The organism is Enterobacter bugandensis (assembly GCF_900324475.1).
Taxonomy (GTDB): domain Bacteria; phylum Pseudomonadota; class Gammaproteobacteria; order Enterobacterales; family Enterobacteriaceae; genus Enterobacter; species Enterobacter bugandensis.
Window position 1 is genome coordinate 2381756 of the sequence record NZ_LT992502.1, and the last position, 17281, is coordinate 2399036.

At 59.3% G+C, this 17281-nt stretch carries 14 protein-coding genes and 1 pseudogene; 1 reads left to right on the forward strand and 14 read right to left on the reverse strand.

Annotated features, from left to right (window positions below):
• Positions 1 to 33 precede the first annotated feature (33 nt).
• The 14 genes and pseudogenes from dsbG to DG357_RS11660 all read right to left on the reverse strand — a co-directional run bounded on the left by dsbG (position 34) and on the right by DG357_RS11660 (position 16152).
• On the reverse strand, positions 34 to 792 hold the full coding sequence (gene dsbG / locus DG357_RS11595; RefSeq protein WP_088205467.1) for a thiol:disulfide interchange protein DsbG: 759 nt from the start codon (positions 790 to 792) through the stop codon (positions 34 to 36).
• A gap of 41 nt (positions 793 to 833) precedes the next feature.
• A pseudogene (locus DG357_RS11600) lies at positions 834 to 1445 on the reverse strand (DsbA family protein).
• A 6-nt stretch (positions 1446 to 1451) separates the two neighbouring features.
• Positions 1452 to 3476, reverse strand: coding sequence for a protein-disulfide reductase DsbD family protein (locus tag DG357_RS11605; RefSeq protein ID WP_088205468.1), 2025 nt, complete (start codon positions 3474 to 3476; stop codon positions 1452 to 1454).
• A gap of 48 nt (positions 3477 to 3524) precedes the next feature.
• On the reverse strand, positions 3525 to 3893 hold the full coding sequence (locus DG357_RS11610) for a hypothetical protein (RefSeq protein WP_028013210.1): 369 nt from the start codon (positions 3891 to 3893) through the stop codon (positions 3525 to 3527).
• An 87-nt stretch (positions 3894 to 3980) separates the two neighbouring features.
• A complete protein-coding gene (locus tag DG357_RS11615) occupies positions 3981 to 4541 on the reverse strand; it encodes an RNA polymerase sigma factor (protein ID WP_088205602.1) in 561 nt (186 codons plus the stop codon).
• 5 nt (positions 4542 to 4546) lie between these two features.
• Positions 4547 to 4966, reverse strand: coding sequence for a hypothetical protein (locus DG357_RS11620; protein WP_088205469.1), 420 nt, complete (start codon positions 4964 to 4966; stop codon positions 4547 to 4549).
• Positions 4967 to 5166: 200 nt separating this feature from the next.
• Positions 5167 to 6717, reverse strand: coding sequence for a methyl-accepting chemotaxis protein (locus tag DG357_RS11625; protein ID WP_069732929.1), 1551 nt, complete (start codon positions 6715 to 6717; stop codon positions 5167 to 5169).
• Between the two features lie 89 nt (positions 6718 to 6806).
• The gene (locus DG357_RS11630; RefSeq protein ID WP_047368592.1) at positions 6807 to 7823 is read right to left on the reverse strand and encodes a LacI family DNA-binding transcriptional regulator; all 1017 of its coding nucleotides are present in this window, start codon (positions 7821 to 7823) and stop codon (positions 6807 to 6809) included.
• Positions 7824 to 7851: 28 nt separating this feature from the next.
• Positions 7852 to 9258, reverse strand: a complete 1407-nt coding sequence (locus tag DG357_RS11635; protein ID WP_063437975.1) for a sucrose-6-phosphate hydrolase — start codon at positions 9256 to 9258, stop codon at positions 7852 to 7854.
• Complete coding sequence (locus tag DG357_RS11640) at positions 9258 to 10628, reverse strand: sucrose-specific PTS transporter subunit IIBC (protein WP_088205470.1); 1371 nt, start codon at positions 10626 to 10628, stop codon at positions 9258 to 9260. Before DG357_RS11640 ends, DG357_RS11635 begins: the two co-directional genes overlap by 1 nt.
• A gap of 66 nt (positions 10629 to 10694) precedes the next feature.
• Positions 10695 to 12212 carry a carbohydrate porin gene (locus DG357_RS11645; protein ID WP_028013217.1) on the reverse strand — a complete coding sequence of 506 codons (1518 nt, stop codon included), beginning with the start codon at positions 12210 to 12212 and terminating at the stop codon, positions 10695 to 10697.
• 172 nt (positions 12213 to 12384) lie between these two features.
• Positions 12385 to 13275 carry an aminoimidazole riboside kinase gene (locus DG357_RS11650; RefSeq protein ID WP_088205471.1) on the reverse strand — a complete coding sequence of 297 codons (891 nt, stop codon included), beginning with the start codon at positions 13273 to 13275 and terminating at the stop codon, positions 12385 to 12387.
• 88 nt (positions 13276 to 13363) lie between these two features.
• On the reverse strand, positions 13364 to 14575 hold the full coding sequence (locus DG357_RS11655) for a diguanylate phosphodiesterase (RefSeq protein WP_028013219.1): 1212 nt from the start codon (positions 14573 to 14575) through the stop codon (positions 13364 to 13366).
• A 95-nt stretch (positions 14576 to 14670) separates the two neighbouring features.
• Positions 14671 to 16152: an alpha/beta hydrolase gene (locus DG357_RS11660; RefSeq protein ID WP_088205472.1), complete on the reverse strand. Its 1482-nt coding sequence runs from the start codon at positions 16150 to 16152 to the stop codon at positions 14671 to 14673.
• 266 nt (positions 16153 to 16418) lie between these two features.
• On the opposite strand from DG357_RS11660, the gene DG357_RS11665 reads away from it, so the two are divergent.
• Positions 16419 to 17273 (forward strand): MurR/RpiR family transcriptional regulator, encoded by an 855-nt coding sequence (locus tag DG357_RS11665; protein ID WP_063437971.1) that lies wholly within the window; start codon positions 16419 to 16421, stop codon positions 17271 to 17273.
• Positions 17274 to 17281: the final 8 nt, after the last annotated feature.

The following is a 17281-nucleotide window of genomic DNA, read 5'->3' on the forward strand; positions in this document are numbered from 1 at the left end:
TCAGGCAGAAACACCCCGTTTCTGCCTGATTTCTTACGGCTTCGGCCCGAACATTGCCTCAAGCTGCTGCGCGTCCGGCATACCGACCACCTGCTGCAGCTCGTTTTCCGCATTCAGATAGTAAATGGCTGGCGTGGCGTTTGCGCCCAGGCTGTCCATCAGCGCCTGGTGTTTCTGCAGGATCGCTACCGTTTCGCGGGATGCGTCCCCTTCAGGTTTTGGCAATTTTTTCCCACCGGAAAGCTCGTATTCGCGCCAGGCCGAAACCGGATCTTTCGCATTCAGGATCGCAGAGGCGTTGCGCCCGCTGTTGGGGTTAAGAAACGCCACCAGCAGCGTGTTGAGCTGAACCTTGCCCGCCTTCACCCACGGCTGCGCTTCGGCCCAGAACTGCTTGCAGTACGGGCAGAACGGATCGGCGAAGACGAAGACCTTACGCGGGGCGTTATCTGCCCCTTCCTTCAGGGGATGCGCCGCGTTGAGATTCTTCCACATCTCGCGTCCCATCGGAGCGTAGATCTCTTTCTGGAAATAGCCTTCGCTGAGGTTATTTCCTTTGTCATCGTACAGATAGCCCGAGATGACGTGCTTGCCGTCCGGCGTTAAAAACAGCGTCACGCCCATGTCCTGATATTGCCCCAGCCAGGCCGGTGCGCCGCCGGGGGCATCCAGTTTCTTAATGATTTTGATCTGCTGCTGCTCGCTGAACTGCTTCACCACATCCGGTATGGCATCAGCGGCCTGGGCCAGCCCTGAGGTCGCCAGCGCCGAAAGTAACAGTAATTTTTTCATTTCCCTCTCCGGTTTGTCGGGGGCATTCCGCCCCCTTCAGGTTAGCGGTTTTTCAGTGCGTCACTGACCATTTCGTCGAACTGTTCAAAAGGAACCCAGCCGGGCAGCAGCCCTTCGCCGATAAGCGTGGCGGGCGTGCCCTGAATTCCCATTTTTTCCGCGACGATCAGGCTGCGTTTGATCGACACCATGCTCTCATCATCAGGCGCGGTGACGCTCACCCCCGCGCGCTTTTGCGCCTCCTAAATGCTGGCGTCATCGTGGTATCCCTTTTTGGCCATCAGGGTATGGTTAAATTTCATAAACTGCTCGGGATGCGCGCGCCAGACGGTTAACGCGTCGCGCGCGGCGGTCAATGAACTTTCCGAGCGGAAAGGTAAAAACTTAAAGACCACCGCCACATCAGGGTGTTTTTCGACGATCTTCTCCAGGTAAGGATCGAATTTCTTACAGTACGGGCAGTTATAGTCGGTAAACACCACCAGGGTAAGCTTTGGATTTTTCGCGCCAATACGCGGCGAATCCGGATCGTTAAACAGGAAATCAGCGATCATCTTCTGCGCGCGCTGCTCCTGGTCCGGCGTCAGCTGCTGGGCTGCCATCACCTGAGTCGAGGCCAGCAGGAGCATAAGCGTAATAAGGAATTTTTTCATAATGCATTAGCCTTTTGCGTTATTCAGGGTGGTGACCAGGGTGCGCTTGTCCAGCAGCGGCGAGAGGATTTCGCCATCAGGCGTGCCGGGGCCATAGACCTCATTAAACGGAATGGCGTAGCGGTTTCGCTTCGCGAGAAACTCCGCGATAAGCGCGGAGGGCTGGCTCCAGTCTCCGCGCAGGGCCACCACGTCCGGCTGACTCAGCGCGGCAATAACGTCCGGCTGACGCAGTACCCGGTGCTCGTTAACTTTGCAGGTCACGCACCAGTCCGCCGAGATATCCACAAACACCCGTTTCCCCTGCGCCAGCGCCTGCTCAATGGCCTCCTCGCTGAGCGGCTGCCACGGGATGGTCTGTGCGACGCTTTGCGTGGTGGCGTCAGACGGTGAGTTGAGCAACCCGCGCAGCTGATACCCGCCGAACACCGACAGCGCGATGACCACGACCCAGAATAACGGCGAGGAGGTTTGCCCCTTCTTCGCGAACAGCGCCAGCCCGATAGCGATCAGCACCAGCATCACGATCTGGCTGACCGCCTCGCCGAGATGCAGGCTCAGCAGCGTGACCAGCCAGAGGCTGGAGGCCAGCATCATCAGGCCCAGGATCGTTTTGAGCGTGTTCATCCAGCGGCCGGGTTTTGGCAGCAGCATGGCCGTTTTCGGCACCAGGGCCACAAACAGCCACGGCAGGCTCATGCCCACGCCCAGCATCAGGAAGATAAGCCACAGGGCGTGCAGCGGCGCGCCAAGGGCAAAGGCAACCGCCGTGCCGAGGAACGGCGCGGAGCACGGCGTGGCAAGCAGCGTGGCGAACATCCCTTCGCAGAAGCTGCCGCCAAGCCCTGTGCCCCCTGCCATTGCCAGCCGCCCGGCGGCAGCAGAAGGGAGCAGCATCTCAAACGCCCCAAACAGGTTCAGCGCAAAGAGGAAGGTGACGGCGACCATCAGGCCGATAAACCACGGGTTCTGGAACTGAATGCCCCACCCCAGCGACGCTCCGGTCAGCTTAAGCGCGGTCACCATCGCGGCCAGCAGCGCAAAGGAGGTGAGGATCCCGGCGCTGGTGGCCAGGAAGCGCAGCCTGATGGCGCGCCTGTCCGATCCCGCCTGCAGGATGCTGTTAAGCTTCATGCCCATTACCGGCAGCACGCAGGGCATCAGGTTCAGGATCAATCCGCCAAGCAGGGCAAAAAGCACCATTTTACCCGTTCCTTCAGGCGCGGAAGGCTCTGCGGGAGTTGCCCCAACGGTCATGGTGGTTTGCTGCGCGTTACCGCCATTGGTCAGCACAAACGACAGCCTCTTGCCTTCCAGCGAGGCGGGTTTATCGCCCCATTCGTCGGTCACGGGTACCGTCACCCGAAGCCTGTTGCCGTCGTGCTTAATGGCCGGCTCGCCGGGGAGAATGTCACCCTCCAGCGGGTCAAAGTAGATCCCCGGATTGTCCCACTTCCCGTCCGTCGTGCCGGTAATCACCAGCTTGTCGCCAGCGAGCCATGCGGAGAGATCCGTGGATACGCCAGACGTGCCCGGAACGGCGCGCATCGCTTGCTCGAAGGCGGCCTGGAAGCCGTCATCCACCGGCTGGGTAAAATTGAGATGCAGCGGGTAGTCCGTCAGCAGGCAGACGTTGCTGCAGGTGGAGAGCGTGAGCGTTCCATTGAGCGCGTCGCTCTTCACCCCGTCGAGAACGATCGGAATCGTGACCTTATCGTGATACCCCTGCGTGGTCATGCCGGAGATATCGAAGCGCGAAGGAACCGGCCAGGACCAGCTATCCGTTACGCCTTCCGGCCAGCTGATTTTTGGCGCGACGCCGCCCTCGCCCGGAGATCGCCAGTAGGTTTTCCAGCCGGGCTTTAGCTCAACGGTGAGCAGGCCTTTAATGTGCGTTTGTTCCCTTTCCGCCTGAAAGCGGATGCGGGCGTGATCGTTTTGAGGGGAGACCAGCCAGCCGGTGTCTGCCGCATGGGCAACGCCGATGCAGGACAGCCACAGGAAGACGAATCCCCTGAAGAGATTAACCATGTATTACTCCGTGAACAGTGAAAAATTATCGTGTGGTGACGATGATTTTCATTCACGGAAAACGCAGTTTTTAAGGTGTATTCGGGGAGGCGGTGCCTGAACCGGCTGTTCCGCGGGAGCGAATGCCCGCCCTTGCGTCAGCAGCTGTAACAGCGCGAAGAAGATAATGATAGCCGGCAGCGCGCCGTCGAAGAACAGAGGCTGGGCACAAAGAAGCGACTGGGCGCCCAGCTGGCAGGGCGATGGCCCGGACTGCTCGGTGCTGCTTTGGGTTGGGGCATCTGCACTCAGTGAAATCTGCGGATCCAGTCCCTGTAAAAAATGGTTGAGCATCACCGCACGCTGCACGAGGCAAATCGCCATCGCGAGACAGGTGATGATCAGAAGCCATTTTCCGAGGAGCTGACGGTTGCGCATAATATTCCAGAGTAACAAGACGCCCCGATCATAAACGATAGTGATGAATCTACAAGTGCCGGAAGTGTAAGGTTTTGTCTGTCGCCGCTATTCCCCCGTCAGCGCGTCGTAAATATCCCGCAGCCGCGTGCGCAGAAACAGCACCGCCTTGTGCTTGCGGGATAGAAGCGCCTGCTCGCTGGCCCCCGTCTCCTCTGCCAGCATTTTAATGCTGTACCCGTGCAGCTCGGTCTTTTCAAACACTTCGCGCTGCGGTGGCGACAGTTCAGACAGCGCCTGCCCCAGCTCTTCCCACAGCAGCGTTTTGAGATACTCCTCCTCCGGCGTTTGCGGTACGCCGAACAGGGTTTCGGCCAGCTCGTCCTCGGGAAAACCCTCTTCGTCTTCGCCCGTAAAATAGCCGGAGAGCGGCACCTCGCGCTTTTTACGCGCCCGGTCTGTCATCTCGTTACGCGCCGCGCGGAACAGCCAGGCCGCGACGTTTTCGACCGGCTGCTCCACTTTCATCAGCTGATACGTGACTTCCTGCAAAATGTCGTCGGCATCATCGCGAACGGACGTCCGTCCGCGAATGAAGGCTTTCAGCCGGGCGCGGCAGGCGTTGAGCGCCGATATCAGCATGGATCCGCCCGCCTCCCCGGCTTTCATTTCGCTCACTCTGCTTCCGGCGTTTTGGGCGCGGCGTCATCGCGCTTATCGTCACGATGACCGTGCCAGCCGCAGTGACCGCGACCGTGACGACCAAAGCCTTCGCGACGTTGCTGAATAAACGCCTCGCGCTGCTCGGGCGTCATTTTCATCCAGCGCTCGTGCATCCGCCGGTGCGCGCCAAACATCCCCGGGCGGAAACCTAACCCGCCAAACAGAATGCGGCTCAGCACCAGAATCCCCAGCGCCTGCCAGAAACCAATGGCCTTCACGCCGAGGATCGCCGGGAGCAAGGCGTTCCACAGGGACATCACCAGCAGACCGAGCACGATGAAAATCACCGCGCCGATGACTAAGCCCTTGCCCATACGGTGGCGCCCGAATCCGCGCCCGTGACCTCTGCCGTGCATTTCAAAATCTCTCATGGTGTTTACCTCGTTTACCGTAACTGATTATGGCTTGTGATGAGGTAGACGGATGAGGAAGGGAAATATTGCTGGGGTGAATGAAATAATTACTCTGGCCGCACATTCGCGGTTATTGCCCGGTGGCGCTGACGCTTGCACGGGCCTGCAGGTTTCGTAGGCCGGGTAAGCGTCAGCGCCACCCGGCACGTGTCAAAGACTTACGCCTGCACCGGCAACCTAAAACTCGCAATACTCCGCGAAAGCTGCTGCGCCTGCTCTTCCAGCGAGGCAGCTGCCGCCGCGGACTGCTGCACCAGCGCGGCGTTCTGCTGGGTCACACCATCCATCTCGGTTACCGCCTGCCCGACCTGGCCGATCCCGCGGCTCTGCTCTTCGGAGGCGACGGAGATTTGCTCCATCAGCGTATTCACCTTATTCACCGACGAAATAATCGAATCAATCACCTCGCCCGAGCGGCTCACCAGCTCCGCACCGTTTTTGACGCTGGAGACCGACTGCGCAATCAGGCTCTCGATGTCTTTAGCCGCCACCGCGCTTTTCTGCGCGAGAGTACGCACTTCGCTGGCCACCACTGCAAAGCCGCGGCCCTGCGTACCGGCGCGCGCCGCTTCAACCGCCGCGTTAAGTGCCAGAATGTTGGTCTGGAAGGCGATGCTGTTGATCACGCTGGTGATGTCTTCAATGCGCTTCGAGTTCGCCGCGATGGTGTTCATCGTGTCGATGACTTCGCGGGTCACCGCTTCCCCGGTGTGGGCATTGTTCACCGCGTCCTGCACCAGTTTTCCGGCCTGATAGACATTATCGGTATTGTTCGCCACCGTCGCGCTCAGCTCCTCCATGCTCGCCGCCGTCTGGGTCAACGCGGAAGCCTGCTGCTCGGTACGCGAAGCCAGATCGATATTCCCGGCGGCAATCTCCTGCGCCGCGTGCGTCACGGTATGGCTCGCATCGCGCACCTGGGCGATGGTCGCCAGCAGCGCCTGACGCATCTGCTCCATCGAGCCCATCAGGTGGTCGATTTCGTTGCTTGAACTCCCCTTCACCGGCACCGGAACATCCAGCTTGCCCGCCGCAATCTGGCTGCAGTGCTCGCGCGCCAGGTTGACCGGGGCAAAGACAAAGCGCTTCATGAAGATGCTGACTGCAACGATCACCACCACAAACAGGCAGGCAATAACGGCAATCATCACCAGGCCGGAGACGAAATTGCTGCTCGCATCCTCGTTCAGGCTTTTGGCGTATTTCTGGTGGACCGAAAGCACCTGGTCGAGAATGATTTCGTACTGACGATCGAGACGGGAAACTTCCGGGATCAGCGCGTCAAACTTGGCGACATCGTGCGCCGCTGCGGCATCGATCAGCGGCGCCAGTCCCTGGTTGCGGTAGTTTTGCCAGGCGTCCTGATAGGCACTCACCATCGGTGCTTCATCCGTCAGACGCGGCGAAGCCATAAACGCCGCAAAGGCATTGTCCGCTTTGGTCAGCGCCTCTTTCACTGCGGCAAGCTTTGCAGACTCGTCCGCCGCGTTGCCCGCTTCCACCATCTTCACGTACTCCATCACCCGCACGCGCAGCGTACGGCTGTGGTTGATGGGGTCAATAATCGACAGCACCACCTGGATCTCTTTGTTGACGTTATCCAGCGAGTTATTACTTTTAATGATGAGGCCAACGCTCGTCACGGTGCTGACGATAAAGAACAAAAGCAGCGAGAACAGGACAATCAGGGACGACTTTTTCAACGACATAAACCAATACCTCAAGGAGAATTATTCCTTATGGTTATCGGCGCTTCCAAAACTTAAATTAATTAAAGTTATTGATGTATCGCCTGGGGCTATACCGCTGACTTATAGCGCCGCTGCAGGGTGGCATCCAGCTTGCGCTGCAATGGCTGCGGCGTCTCCCCTTCGATCAATTTGCCAATCAGATCAAAGCAGTGCCACGCCAGCTGGCGGTTGTCCTGACGAATGGTATCCACCGGGATCGTCAGTGAATCGTAGAGATAGTGATCGTCAAAGCTGGCTAATCTGATATCGCTTTGCAACAGGTTATGCTGGCCCATATAGCGCAGCACCCCTTCCAGCAGCCCGCAGGCGGCGGTGAAAAGCGCTTTTGGCGGACGCCCCAGGCGGGCGCAGAGTTCGGCAAACATCTCGTATCCGGAGCTCGGGTGATAGTTACCGTGAATGATCCACTCGGGGCGAAGCTCCACGCCGGCCTCTCGCAGACCTTGCTTAAAACCGTCCAGACGGTCGCGCGTCGGAGACAGGCGCGGCTGGCCGCCGAGGAAGTAGAATTCATTCGGATGCTGGCGCGCAATGTCCGCTACCAGCGCCGCTGTCGGGGAAATGGAGTCGGTGATCACCAGCGGCAGTGCGCTGTCGTTCATGTGCCGGTCAAAAAGCACCACGGGCAGCTGCTCGCTGAGCTTCAGGTAGTCCGCATCGTTCAGCATGCTGGAGGCCACAATCAGCCCGTCCACCTGACGCGCCACCATATTGTTCACCACCACCGTCTCCTGCCCCGGATTTTCATCGCTGCAGGAGATAAGCAGCTGAACGCCGGCCTCGCGGCACAGCGTTTCCAGCTCGTGAGAAAAGACGGCGAAACCGTAGTTGGTAATCTCAGGAACGACAAGTCCAATGGTGTGGCTGCGGTTATCGCGCAGCGAGCGGGCGTGAATGCTGGGCTGATAGTGGTGCTCTTTTGCAATCGCCAGCACGCGCTCGCGCGTCTCTTCCGCCACGCGAAGCTCTTTGCTGCGCCCGTTCAGGACCAGGCTGGCGGTGGCTTTTGACACACCCGCCAGCTCCGCGATGTCTTTTATGGTGACGCGTTTTGTTTTTCTCACAACGACTTAGATCCGGCTGCCAAAACCCTCATTCTATCATGCAGGCGCGCAGCGACCAGTAGCGTAATGTGATGTCGGACGCACCTTCGAATCGCACCCGGGCCGGATGGTCAGGAAAATAGCGGCTGCTCATCACCCCTTCACCGTGGTTGATGAAAATTTCAACGCTTGAGCAGTCGCACAGAACGCGTAAATGACGAACCTCACTCTGCCAGTAGCGGGTCAACGTTTCACCGGTTTTCAGGCTCGCGCGTTCAAGGCGTAAACCCTGCTCATCGACCGTGAGGCGCAGCGCGCCTGCGAAATCGACATTCACCTGCGATGCGCCCAGCTCAAACTCCAGGCGCGTCGCGTCCAGTTCCGGCGCCTCGCTGGCGCGCCCCTGCCAGTGCTGCTCATCTTCACGCAGCGCCGCCAGCTCGCGCGCCGGGGTCTGCCAGAGCCTGCCGTCACGATAGCGTAATTCACGCGGGCAGGTCATCTGGTGCATCCAGCCGTGCGTCCGCGTCGGCTGAAGCATCTCTTCCCCGTCCGGTACGCCCATCCAGCCGATCAGAATGCGGCGTCCGTCTTCCGCCAGCGTGGTTTGCGGGGCGTAGAACTCAAAGCCCGCGTCCAGCTCGTGAAGCTCGCCGTGATCGAATGCGGCGCTGGCATAGTCAAACGCCCCGCTCATCCAGGTGGCCGGATAGGTATTGAGGTAGCGATGCGGCTCGCGCGCCAGCCCCTGCGGGCAGCAGATCAGGACGTGCGTTCCGTCGAGGGCGAACAGGTCCGGGCACTCCCACATATACCCCGCTTCCGTCAGGCCGTTGACGCCGTGACCAGCGATCTCCCCGCAGGACGTCCAGGCATGCAAATCGGCTGATTTAAACAGCAGCACTTTGCCGCGCTTTTGCACATCCTGCGCACCCAGCACCATGTACCACTCCCCGCCGTGCTGCCATACCTTCGGGTCACGCACGTGGCCGGTGTAGCCTTCCGGCAGCGCCAGCACCGGCCCCAGCTTCGTAAAGGTTCCGTCCGGCTGCTCCACGGCGAGGCACTGCCAGGCGGTGCGGCTACCGTCATCAAACTTAACGTTGCCGGTGTAGCACAGCGTGAGAACGCCGTGGTTGTCCACGGCGCTACCGGAGTAGCAGCCGTTGCGGTCATACTCTTCGTCGGGCATCAGCGCCAGCGGCTCATGCTGCCAGTGTACCAGGTCTGCAGAGCTCCAGTGCCCCCAGCATTTAAAGCGATGCTCGCAGGCCAGCGGGTTCCACTGATAAAACAGATGGTAGCGTCCTGCAAACCAGATAAACCCGTTCGGGTCGTTCATCAGCCCCGTCACCGGCGCGGGGTGCCACTGCGGATAATGGCTGTCTGCCAGCGCCCGCGGCTGCCCTTTCATAACGGCCTGCAGGATCGCAGGCCAGCGGGAAAGTTGCGTCATTATTCAGAGTCCGTTTTATATTTCAGCAGCAGCGAGACGGTAAACGCCACGCCGAAGGCAATCACCATGCCGATAATATAGTTAAGGAGCGAGCTCGCCTGAACGATAGCCATGCCCGGAATAGCGGTCAGCCCGACGGCGGTCATGTAGACATGCACTGACACCACCCAGGCTCCGCCCGCCGCGCCGCCGATCAGCGCCGCGATAAACGGCTTCACGAAGCGCAGGTTGATACCAAAAATGGCCGCTTCGGTAATGCCCAGCATCGCAGAAAACGCCGACGGTAAGGTAATGGCTTTGATTTTCGCGTCTTTGGTTTTAAACCACACCGCCAGACAGGCGCCGCCCTGCGCCACGTTCGCCATGGCCCAGATCGGCAGCAGGAAGTTTACGCCAATCGACGGGTTACCCAGCAGCCCGGCTTCAATCGCGTGGAAGCTGTGGTGAATACCGGTGATCACAATCACCGAGTACAGCCCGCCGAACAGCAGCCCGGCCAGCCAGCCCGCGTGTTCAATCAGCGTGCTCAGAATAAAGGAGATGCCGTCGCCCAGCGCGCGCCCTGCCGGGCCGATAACCAGCAAGGCGATGAAGCCAGAGATAACGACGGTAAGGAACGGCGTCAAAATCAGATCCAGCGCGTCCGGGATCGCGCGGCGCAGGTTTTTCTCGACGATGCTCATAAACCAGACGGCCAGCAGCACCGGGAATACCGTGCCCTGGTAGCCAATCATCGCGATCTCAAGGCCGAAGAAGTTCATGGTGTGGAAGCCGGAGGCCACGCCCCAGGCGTTGGTCAGTGCCGGGTGGGTCAGAATGCCGCCCAGCGTCGCGCCCAGATACGGGTTCCCGCCAAATTCCCGCGCCGCGGTAAAGCCGATCAGGATTGGCAGAATGATAAACGCCGCTGAGCTGCACATGTCCAGCATGATGTAGAGGGCGTTATCCGCATTGACCCAGCCATAGGTTTTCACCATGCCGAGCAGGCCCATCAGCAGGCCGGACGCCACAATGGCGGGAATGATCGGGACAAAGATATTGGAAAGCAAACGCGCAATGCGCTGGAACGGGTTCAGCTTGCGCGCCGCGATATCCGCCGCTTCAGACTTGCTGGACTCGCTAATCCCCGCCGCCTGAATAAACGCGGCGTAGACCTTATTCACCACGCCCGTGCCGAAAATGACCTGCATCTGCCCGGCGTTATGAAAACAGCCCTTCACGCCCTCGACCTTGCCAATCGCCTGCCGATCGGCAAGCGCGTCGTCGACCAGCACCAGACGAAGACGCGTAGCGCAGTGCGCAGCGCTGGCGATATTTTCCTTGCCGCCCAGCAGCGGAATAAGCTCGCGGGCGATTTGATTAACATCCATAGATACCTCTGCCTGACTTCTTTTTATGATGTGCGAAACGCTCCCGCCGGGCGGGAGCGTGATGGGTTAAAACCAGGTTTCCATCTGGACCCCAAAGTTCCATTCCCCGCCAGCGTTGAAGCCGCTGCTGCCAAAGGCATCATCGCTGGCGTAATTATCCAGTTTGCTGCTCCAGTCCATCCAGGTGGCAAACAGGCGCAGCTCCGGGCGGCTGAAGAAATCGCCGATTTTGCTCGCTTTTAACGTTGGCGCAAAGGTCAGCTTGTAGAAACTGCCGTTAACGGCGTTCCGGTCCTTATAGCCTTCCGGATGTAAATCCATGTACTGATAGCTTCCCTCAAACGCCAGCGCGAAGTTCTGGGTCACCTCTTTAATCAGGCGGGTGTTGAGCGTCACCCACTCATAGCTGTCGCCCTTGACGTAGCGATCTTTGCTGCTCTGCGCCAGCACGGCAGGCGCGATACTCCAGCCACCGCCAACAGGCGTGACACCGTAACTTGCGAAGCGCCAGGTATCGGCATCAGACAGCAGCGCCCCGTCGGAACCGATGCTCTTAACTTCTGCGCCCAGGCCGTGACCGTACAGCAGCGCCGTTTTGGCACTCCCTTCCCGCAGGCCATAGAAGCTCTCGTTGTGCAGCCCCACCAGGGCATGAACGCCGTTATTGGCCGCGTCGGTTTTGATGAGATCGCCGTTAGCGTCTTTACGGTCGTCGTTATCCTTCGCCCGCAGGCCGCTCACCATCACCTGCAGCGGGCCGGCGAAGTGGTTCATGCTGAGGATGTAGTTCTGAACGTTATTGTCGGTCTGCTCCACGCTGCCGAAGTTGCGGCCGTAGATCGAGAAGTTGCTGCGCAGCGAGTCGTTCCACTTCACGTCGTAGACGCCGCCGCCGGTACCGGCCAGGAATACCACGTCGGAATCCAGCCAGTGAATGTCAAAGTTGTCGCGGTCGAAGCGTTTACCCGCCCAGAAGGTGCTGCCCTTTAGCGCGCCGGTAAAATCAGGCAGGTTACCCAGCTCCGCAAAGGCCTGGCGAATATTGAGATCGCTGGTATCGGCTGACCAGTCGTTATAGGTTCGCTGACCGTCGGCCAGCATCGCCTTGAAGCGCGTGGTCGCCCCGTTATCCAGGGTTTGCTTGTGCTCCAGGTTCAGCTCGACGTAGGTGTCGGCTTCGTTACCCAGACGCCCTACCGCACCGCCGGTTTCCCCGGCTGGCGTCAGGTACGGGCCGCTTTTGCTGCTGGAGGCCGCGTCGTTCATCAGCAGGCCGGAGCGGGCGTAGCCGTGGAACTCAAATCCGCTGCTCTGATCCGCTTTTTTCTCCAGCGCGGCGGTACGCTGCGCCACCGCCTGGGTTGTGGTTTGCGTCTGCTGCTGGGCGGCGACCAGCTGCTGCGTTTTTTGTTCGGCTTCGGTGGCGCGTTTTTCAGCGACCTGCGCACGCGCTTCAGCAGCCTGAAGGCGCTGCTCCATCGCGGCAAGGCGCGCTTCGATACTTGTCATATCCGTCTGGGCAAAAACAGAGGTACTGCCGGCCAGCATGCCTATCATCACGGCAAGTCTGCGTTTTTTATACATTTTGTCGCATCCCTAAAAGTATTAATCGAACGTGCTAAATTGCTAAACCGGTTTAGGCTGCTGATACTAAACCCGGGAATTTTGGATCGGCAATCTTTTTTGCTAAACCGATTTAGTAAGTGTGATCGAGGCGACAATTCAGGCCGCCGGACGGCGGCCAGTGGAGGAAGGATTACAGGTCGTGCTGCCAGGGCAACGCGGTCATCGCCCCCTTTGCCGTGGTGGCTAACGCGCCGCAGCGCTGGGCTAAGGCGATTGCCGGGACCAGCTCCTGACCGGCGGCCAGCCCGTAGAGCAGCCCGGCGACAAAGGCATCGCCCGCGCCAGTGGTATCGACACATTGCACAGGAGTAGCCGGATAGTGTTTCACCGCGCCCTGATCCCAGGCGATAACGCCCTCTTTTCCCTGGGTGACCAGCACCAGGCGCGCCGGGCAGCGCTGCATCAGCGTGTTCAGACCTTCTCTTACATCCGCATCGCCGGTTAAAAATGCCAGTTCCTCAATGGAGAGCTTGACCACGTCGGCGCTTTGCAGGGCCTGTTCCAGGCAGCGACGCAGCGCGTTCTCATCCGGCCAGAGATCCGGGCGAATATTGGGGTCAAAGCTGACGTAGCCTCCCGCCTTCCGGATGGCGTCCATCGCCTGAAAAGTCGCCGTGCAGCTCGGCTCTGCGCTTAGCGCGATGGAACAGACGTGCAGCCACTCGCCCGCGCTGAAGGTCGGCAGGTCGGCGGGTTCCAGAAACAGATCGGCGCTCGGGCGCACCATGAAGGTAAACGAGCGTTCGCCGTGGTCATCCAGATCCACCACTACCGTAGAGGTACGGTGGGCCGGGTCAAGGCGCATATGCTTCACGTCGACCCGCTCGTCAGCGAGCGTTTTCGCCATAAAGCGCCCGAAAGGATCGTCGCCAACCCTGCCGATAAACGCGCTTTTGCCCCCCAGCCGGGCAATGCCCACCGCGACGTTTGCCGGTGCGCCACCGGGGCACTGCAGTAATTTCCCTTCGCCATCGGGCAATAAATCCACCACCGCATCGCCAAGTACCCAGATTTTTTCCATGTGATCCTCTTAGCTAAACTATGTTAACCCGTTTTAGCTATTTAAGCACAGGCAGGGAAAAGGGGAAATAACGCGGGAGGAAAATTGCCTAACGCTTCAGATGCGGCCAGCGAATATCGCCAACACCGTTTAGCTGCGGACGGGCAAACAGGAAGCCCTGGAAGCGGCGGATCCCGGCAGATTCTAACCAGCACCACTCCTCTATTTTCTCGATCCCTTCGGCCACCAGGGTAATTTCAAGATCGGAGCAGCAGCTGATGATGGAGCGCACAATCGCCTGCTTCGGGCCGCTGAGATGGATATCGCTAATGATTTCGCGGTCGATTTTGATTTTATCCGGCTGGAAGCGGGTCAACAGCGAAAGACCGGCATAGCCCGAGCCAAAATCATCGATCGCCAGGCCAACCCCCTCACCACGAAGCCGCTTGATGGCGCTGTTAAACTGGTTGAACCCGGAGATCATCTCGTTTTCAGTGACTTCAATGACCACCTGCTCCGGCTGAAGGCCATGTTTTTTAATCTCATCGACCAGAAATTCCACCGCGCCAGGGACATTCACCAGCGACATGGGCAGCAGGTTTACCGCGATTTTATGGCTACCAATGCCCAGCTTTTCCGCCAGCGCGAAGGCATACGCTTTCGTCTGGAGATCGACTTCATAGATTTTCGCCGGGTCCAGGGAGCTGAAGAAATGTTCCGGGCTGCCGCCGTCATTGCTACGGATAAGCGCCTCAAGGGAGCTGATTTTCCCTTCCGAGGGCTCGACAATTGGCTGCAGCGCAAACTGGCAGGTTTGCCCGGCAATCAGGCCCAGATGTTCGCCAAAGGGTAGCGCTTCGGTCGAGAGCGTCCATTTGTCCGAGGTGTAACGCGTCCCCGACGGGGCCGGACGTTTACCGGTTATAAAGGTCTGAATAAATTTGAACACCCGGTCATCAGATGTCAGATAGCTGTCCAGCTTGCTGTAGCGCAGCACCGACTGCAGCACCTCTTTCGGCGACTGCGTTTGCAGGTCGAACAGCAGCATACCGACGTTTTCGAAGCGTCTGCGCGGACCATAGTCCCGCAGCAGTTCAACCACCCCACTGTGACGCTTGTCCTCACGGATGGTGTGGAACAGTTTGACCACACTCTCTTCCGACCCTTCGAGGATCTGCAGAACGTCATTCCCTTTTGCCAGGAGGACGCCGGTAATATCCAGTTTTGTGTTGCGGCCCCTGGCGCGCTCCACCAGCTCCCGCAGTTCTGTGGACGGGCGGGATAAATTCAATTGGCTTCGGTAGATCAGCGTCGTCAGCACAAAAAGGGGTTCCAATGATGATGAGAGGTGCCTTGAAGCTACTATGTAACATACTTAATCAATGCGACCTAACATATTCACGCCACAAGGGAACATTACTTTTCCCCATCGCCAATCCTGCTGTCGATCCTCTCCTGCATATAGTCGTAAAACGGGTTCGAGGTGACCCGCATCAGCGCCTCTTTTCCGACGCTCAACACGGACGTTTCTCCCCACAGCGCAATTGTCCCCAGGCTTATCCCGTAGCGGTTTTTCACCCCAGGCTCACGGCCATAGAGATCGTCATCCGGCGGGAACGGCACGGCGATATGCGACAAGGAATAGACATCCTGCGGCCAGGTCTGCACAAGCGGCACAACCGTCTCCCGCGTGCTGCCTGCTGGCGTTGTTTTCGCCACCGTCGAGAAGCTGTGTGCGTCCGCATTGGTAATAATCGTGACACCGTAACGCCTCTGCGCAACCGGCAGCAGCGCCGAGGTTGCCGTCCACGACGACGGCTTGAACAGCGGGCGGAAGCTCGCCGCCTGGTTGATGTCAAACACCACGAGCTCGCTGCCGTTTGCCGGAAGCTGGTCAAACAGGCCGGTCACCACCGCGCGGGTGCTGACCGTAGAATCCATCACCGACTGGAACGCCAGGATCGGCGGCAAATTCGCCAGCCTGTTCTCCCGCGCCTCGCGGCCAATCTGCTCCTGCAGGGCCTTCGTCAGCAGCCACGACTGGCGGGCGGCGTTCACCGGGAACGAGTTGTATTTATACGGGTTATATTCCGGAGAGATATTCAACCACGCCGCTTTGGCAAACGCCGGCAGCAGCGCGGGTAGCCCTGCAAAACCGGCAAAGCGCGCAAAGGCCGTCACGCCGATCATCGGTGAGAGCAGGATTACCTGCTGCGGCCGACGAAGCGCAGAGGAATCCAGCGCATCGAGAGCATATTTCATCGCCAGCGCCCCGCCGTTAGAGTACCCCACCAGATGCAGCGGCACGTTATCCCCCGTCAGGCGCGTGGCTTCCCGCACGGCAAGACGCGTCGCCGCGAGCCACATCTCCCAGTCAACGTCCGTCAGCGCGCCGGGCGCGGTGCCGTGTCCGGGCAGGCGCGGAACCACGGCCACGAAGCCATGCTGTTGATAATTTTCGGCAAGGTGCCTGACGCTGTAAGGCGAGTCCGTCAGTCCGTGCAGCAATACCACCGCGCCACGGGGTTTTCCTGCTGGCATCAGCACAAACGAACGGTTGGCATCGGGCGTGAACTGTCCCGGCCAAACCAGGCTCTGGCGATAATAGCGGTTTAGCGGCGTTTGTTCCTCGCCCGCTGTTTTCGCCGTCACCGCCCTACCAAGCTCGGCGAAAATGGCGTTTTCCCGGGCAACATACCCGGCAAAGTTGGTGTTATCGAGTTCACGGACGGACATCTCGTCCGCCCGCCAGGTGTGCCAGAGGTGCAGGTCCGGCCCCTGCTGCGAGAGATAGACCCGCACCGCCAGCAGGACGACCAGGACGATCCCCACGACCATCCCTGTTTTCTTTGCCAGCGCCGCCAGGCGCACGCTGATTCGCCAGGGCAAATTCGCCATGCCGGGATCCCTTTTATGTTCACTGTCCTTTTATCTTATCAAAAATGTGAACGGACTGACGTATTCATCAAATTCATACCTGCCGCGTCAGCCGCTGCACCAAAAGTGAACTACGCTGCACAAATGTTGATCATTGGTTAACTAAATATTGCGTGAAATTAACAGCACGGCGGGTTTTTACCTCACCGTGAACATGGCACGCGTCGTGCATTGTTAACCCGGTAACACAAATCCAGCTTTTGACAGCCAGTTAACAGCGAGGCGGTATGACGACGAAACCCGAGATGTTGAGCCGTATCGAAGCGACGTTCAGCCAGCTCACTCCCAGCGAAAAGCGGGTCGGGAGCTGGCTGCTGGCGCACGCCGCACAAATCCCGTTTGAAACCGCTGAGAGCGTCGGTCTGGCGAGCGGGACCAGCGGGATCACCGTCGGACGCTTCCTGCGCAAGCTGGGGTATCGCAACCTGGAAGATGTCAAAAAGAGCCTGCGCGATCCGTATCAGCCCTGGGGCATGAACGAGCGGCTGGACTCCTGGCAGCAGCAGCGTCCCCTCCCCAACCGCCTTCAGCATGCCCTCTCGCTGGAGGTGGACGCCATTACGCAGGTGTATCAGCTGGCGCAAACGGATGCCTTCCGTCAGGTGGTGCACAACCTGGCTCACGCCGACGCGGTGTTTGTGCTGGGGATCCAGTCCACGCGCGGGATCGCCAACGCCTTCTTCAGCCACCTCGAGTACCTTCGCCCGCGCGTGAGCTATTCCGAAGGCGCGTCCGGCAGCTGGGTGGAATCACTCAACTCCGGGTTTTCGCACCCTTACGTTGTGCTGACCGATACGCGCACCTACTCCACGATGGCCCGCCAGTACTGCCGCGTGGCGAGCGAAAAAGGGATCCCGCTGGCCTTAATCACCGACATCTGGTGCCCGTGGGCACGGGATTACCCGATGGATTTACTGCAGGTGAAAACCGATACCGGTCATTTCTGGGATTCGCTTGCCCCCGTGAGCTGTCTGTTCAACCTGCTGCTGTCGGGCGTAGTGGAAGCGCTGGGTGATGCGCTCCCGGCGCGTCTGGCGGAAAACCGACAATTACAACAAGAGTTTGGTCAATTCGAACGCTAAAGGAGCGG

Bases quoted from the DNA above. Each gene is read 5' to 3' on its own strand.
- dsbG (WP_088205467.1), bottom strand. From the start codon at position 792: ATGAAAAAATTACTGTTACTTTCGGCGCTGGCGACCTCAGGGCTGGCC.
- DG357_RS11605 (WP_088205468.1), bottom strand. From the start codon at position 3,476: ATGGTTAATCTCTTCAGGGGATTCGTCTTCCTGTGGCTGTCCTGCATC.
- DG357_RS11610 (WP_028013210.1), bottom strand. From the start codon at position 3,893: ATGCGCAACCGTCAGCTCCTCGGAAAATGGCTTCTGATCATCACCTGT.
- DG357_RS11615 (WP_088205602.1), bottom strand. From the start codon at position 4,541: ATGAAAGCCGGGGAGGCGGGCGGATCCATGCTGATATCGGCGCTCAAC.
- DG357_RS11620 (WP_088205469.1), bottom strand. From the start codon at position 4,966: ATGAGAGATTTTGAAATGCACGGCAGAGGTCACGGGCGCGGATTCGGG.
- DG357_RS11625 (WP_069732929.1), bottom strand. From the start codon at position 6,717: ATGTCGTTGAAAAAGTCGTCCCTGATTGTCCTGTTCTCGCTGCTTTTG.
- DG357_RS11635 (WP_063437975.1), bottom strand. From the start codon at position 9,258: ATGACGCAACTTTCCCGCTGGCCTGCGATCCTGCAGGCCGTTATGAAA.
- DG357_RS11640 (WP_088205470.1), bottom strand. From the start codon at position 10,628: ATGGATGTTAATCAAATCGCCCGCGAGCTTATTCCGCTGCTGGGCGGC.
- DG357_RS11645 (WP_028013217.1), bottom strand. From the start codon at position 12,212: ATGTATAAAAAACGCAGACTTGCCGTGATGATAGGCATGCTGGCCGGC.
- DG357_RS11650 (WP_088205471.1), bottom strand. From the start codon at position 13,275: ATGGAAAAAATCTGGGTACTTGGCGATGCGGTGGTGGATTTATTGCCC.
- DG357_RS11660 (WP_088205472.1), bottom strand. From the start codon at position 16,152: ATGGCGAATTTGCCCTGGCGAATCAGCGTGCGCCTGGCGGCGCTGGCA.
- DG357_RS11665 (WP_063437971.1), top strand. From the start codon at position 16,419: ATGACGACGAAACCCGAGATGTTGAGCCGTATCGAAGCGACGTTCAGC.